The organism is Limnohabitans sp., assembly GCF_046052825.1.
In the GTDB taxonomy this organism is placed as follows: Bacteria; Pseudomonadota; Gammaproteobacteria; order Burkholderiales; family Burkholderiaceae_C; genus Limnohabitans.
On sequence record NZ_JAVLFP010000012.1, the window covers coordinates 1 to 3,826 of the forward strand.

The 3,826-nt window shown below is 62.6% G+C and carries 3 protein-coding genes; 2 read left to right on the forward strand and 1 reads right to left on the reverse strand.

The features are described from left to right. Positions 1-761: citrate/2-methylcitrate synthase (locus tag ACKWJN_RS01940; protein WP_408594014.1), on the forward strand; the 761-nt coding region annotated here is incomplete at its 5' end. A 73-nt stretch (positions 762-834) separates the two neighbouring features. Beyond that, on the forward strand, positions 835-1,239 hold the full coding sequence (locus ACKWJN_RS01945) for a hypothetical protein (protein ID WP_408594016.1): 405 nt from the start codon (positions 835-837) through the stop codon (positions 1,237-1,239). A 63-nt stretch (positions 1,240-1,302) separates the two neighbouring features. Here the strand turns inward: ACKWJN_RS01945 and ACKWJN_RS01950 are convergent, their stop codons facing one another. After that, positions 1,303-3,555 carry a tetratricopeptide repeat protein gene (locus ACKWJN_RS01950; RefSeq protein ID WP_408594018.1) on the reverse strand — a complete coding sequence of 751 codons (2,253 nt, stop codon included), beginning with the start codon at positions 3,553-3,555 and terminating at the stop codon, positions 1,303-1,305. Between the last annotated feature and the right edge of the window lie 271 nt (positions 3,556-3,826).

Sequence of the window (3,826 nt, forward strand, 5' to 3'; positions counted from 1 at the left end):
TTGGCCAGCCCTACATGTATCCCAAGAACGACCTGAGCTACTCAGGCAACTTCTTGCGCATGATGTTTGGCACACCCTGCGAAGACTACGTGGTCAATCCCGTGCTCGAGCGCGCATTGGACCGCATCTTCATCTTGCACGCAGACCACGAACAAAACGCATCCACCTCCACCGTGCGCTTATGTGGTTCGTCAGGCACCAACCCTTTTGCAGCCATTGCTGCGGGCGTTGCCTGTTTGTGGGGTCCTGCACACGGTGGCGCCAATGAAGCCTGCCTGAACATGCTGGAAGAAATTCAAGCCATGGGCGGCGTGGCCAAAGTGGGCGAGTTCATGGAGAAGGTCAAGGACAAAAACTCTGGCGTCAAGCTCATGGGTTTTGGTCACCGCGTTTACAAAAACTACGACCCCCGCGCCAAACTCATGCAAGAGACCTGCGACGAAGTGCTCAAAGAGTTGGGCCTGGAAAACGACCCCCTGTTCAAATTGGCCAAGGCACTCGAGAAAATTGCCTTGGAAGACGAATACTTCGTCAGCCGCAAGCTCTACCCCAACGTCGACTTCTACTCTGGCATCGTGCAACGCGCCATCGGCATCCCGGTCAACCTGTTCACCGGCATCTTCGCTTTGGCCCGCACCGTGGGCTGGATTGCCCAGTTGAACGAAATGATCAGCGACCCCGAGTACAAAATCGGCCGCCCACGTCAGTTGTTCACCGGCTCGCCTGTGCGCGAGGCTTTGCCTTTGTCGCAACGCAAGTAACCCCCCTTGACTTGCCCCGTGCCCCGCTCTGGCGGGGCATTTTTTTGTCTGTGCAGTGTTAGGCTCTTGCCCCATGAGTTCTGTCCCCTTTTTGCCCAACGCCCAAGCCTTGCTGGCTGTGGTCAACGCCACGCCGTCAAGCCTTCACACCGAGTGCCAATGCAGCTTGCAACGCTGCGCCGGGTGGGAGAGCGTCACTGAGACCGAGTGGCCGAGCCAGCACATGCGCGCCGTGGCCACCTTGCGCGACCCCGAGGTGTACGAACCCACCTTTGAAGAACACCACCCACAGGGCACGCGCTACGACTCGCCCGAGGCCCCGGTGTCGGTGAAGCACTTTCCGTACAACCGCTGCGAGGTGCTGGCCTGCACGCGCTGCCAACAACATGTGCTGCGGTACACCGAGTTTGGCGGCTACTACGTGGACCCCCGGGCACGCCGTTTGAACGCCACCACCGTGTGTGAGGACGTGGGCTAAAGACAGCCCTCAGGCCTCGGCCGTCGTTGACCGTCGTAGGCCGTCGTAGGCCCCCGTTGGCCCTTAGCCCTCTTGCACCGCTTGTGCGTACACCGCTTCAATGTGGCGCGTGTGCGCCGCGATGTCGCACACAGGAGAGGCCAACATCTGCGAGCGCAAAATGTGCCGCGACCACACTTGGGTGCGCAGCTGTTGCGCCAAGGCTGTGGCAATGCGCACATAGTCTTGTGCGTCTTGCGCCACCCACGCGTGGTGCCCCATGGCCCGCAAAAAACTCGCCCCCATGCGTGACACAAAATTGGCGCCCTCTAGGGTCACCATGGGGCAGCCCATCCACAGGGCCTGCAAACTCGTGGTGCCGCCGTTGTAGGGCGTGGGGTCGAGCGCAATGTGCACGTCGTGGTACTCCTGCATCATCTCGCTCAACTCGGTGGGGCCTCTGAACTGCAAGCGCTGGGGGTCTACCCCCAGCGCCACAAAGCGCGCGCGGGTGGTGGCCTGCACCGCCTCGTCGCGCAACACCGGGGCTTTGATCAACAGCACCGAGTCAGGCACCGCCGCCAGCACCTGCGCCCACAGAGCCACGGTGGTGTCGCTGAGCTTGAGCAAGTTGTTGAACGAGCCAAACACCAACGGGCCTTGCACAGGCTGCGTGGCATCGGCTTGCAGCGGGTCTGGGTCCACCGGGGCCCAACAAAACACACTGCCGGGCAAGCGTGCCACGCGCTCCACAAACAGCGCGTCGTGCTCAGGCGGGGCCACCACCGCATCGGCAATCAACCAGTCAAAGCAGCGCAAGCCGGTGGAATGCGGGTAGCCTAGGTACGTCATTTGCACGGGCGCACCGCGCATGGCAAACACGCCCAAGCGGTGGGTGGCGGTGTGGCCCGCCAAATCAACCAGCACATCGAGTTGGTCGGTCTGCACCATGGCGTGCAGGGCCAGGTCGTCGAGCTTGTTTGCCTCACGCCAATGGTCGGCACAGGCGCGGGCTTGGCGCGTGTAGCCGTCGTGCATGGTGCCCACGTGGTAGATGAAAATTTCAAACCGGCTGTGGTCGTGCTGCTGCAACACGGGCAGCATGAACAAATTGACCGGGTGCTGGCGGTGCAAGTCGCCCGACACATAGCCCACCCGCAAACGCCGCCCACCCTGGGCAAGTGGCAACACCGGCACGGGTGGGTGGTCTTGCACAGGCTGCGGCTTGGGCAACTGCAGGCTCTGCGGTTGGCTGCCTTGCACCAGGTGCGGGTAGGTTTGCGCAAAATCGGCCAGCATGGCGTCGCCCACGCGGCGGTGCAACTGGGCCACAAACTCGGCGCTCAAGTGGTCTTGGTACAGGCTTTGCATCAGCAAGCGCGCAGCCCCCACGCCGTTGTTGCGCACGCCGTGTTCTTCAAACGCGGCCAAGGCGCGGTCAAACTGGGGGCGGCTCACGCCGCTGTTGCGCAAATCGTCCAACGCCACTTGGGCCTGGGTGTTGTGCGGCTCCAGGGCCAGCACCCGCAAAAAATTGTCTTCGGCCTGCTGGCTCAACCACACCTTGCTTTGCAGCTGCCCCAGGGCCAACCGTGCCCCCGTGTCGTTGGGCTGCAACTGCACCACCGCCTCGCGCACTTGCAAGGCCTGCTCCCAGTAGTTGTTGAAAAACAAGACATCGGCCAACAAACCCAAAAACCCAGGGTTTTGCGATTCACCCGCCTTGGCGAACGCCGCCTCTGCCGCTGGTGTGTGGCCCAGTTGCATGTGGGCCTCGGCTTGCAACAACCACGAGCCATGACGCTGGGGCGACTGGCTCAACACCGCCTGCAACGCCGCCAAGGCACCTGCAGGGTTGCCGCTGCGCAAACGCCACACCGCCAACCAGTGACCGGTTTCACCCAGCAAGGGCTCTGCGGCCAGGGCTTGCAGCACCGCCTCGCGCAGGGCGGGGTTGGTGGCGGCGCTGTCTGTGCCGTGCATGGCCAGCTCGCGACAGCGCGCCAAATACAGCCAGCTCAACCAGTCGCCGTGGTCTACCGCCACCCAGGCTTGCAGCACCTCGGTGGCCTGGGCCAGCCCCGGCCACACGGGCGCGGCTTGCAGCAACACCTGCTCACCGCCCACCCAAGGCTCGGTGGGGGTCAGCTGCGCCAACAGCCCTTGGGCCTCGCTGGCCAAGCGTGCGTCACAGCGTTGCGCTTGGGTGGCGGCATAGCGGGCATGCCAGGGCAAGGCGCGGCGCGCATAGCGGTGCAGCAGCGCCATCCAAAGTTCAGCATGGGCTGGCGTTTGCTTGAGCGCTTGCCAGGTTTGGGTGAGGGTGTGTGGGGTCAATGCAGAAGCTCCGGCGGCAGTTTATCCGCCTTGTTGTAAGCCCCTGTTTGCAGCGTTGTGTATGGACAGGATGATTGATAGGCTGCGGTAAAGCTTGGGGCATCCACTCAGGTGGATTGCGGCTCCAGGTGTTCACAAGGCAAGCCCTGCAGGTGGCGCGTGTGCATGCGGGTGTAAAGCCGCTCTATGTCACGCGTGAACATGTCGGTATCAAACAAAGGCGAGGTGAGCCGGTTTTCTTGCAGCTTGGTGCACAGGGTGCGCAGTTTGT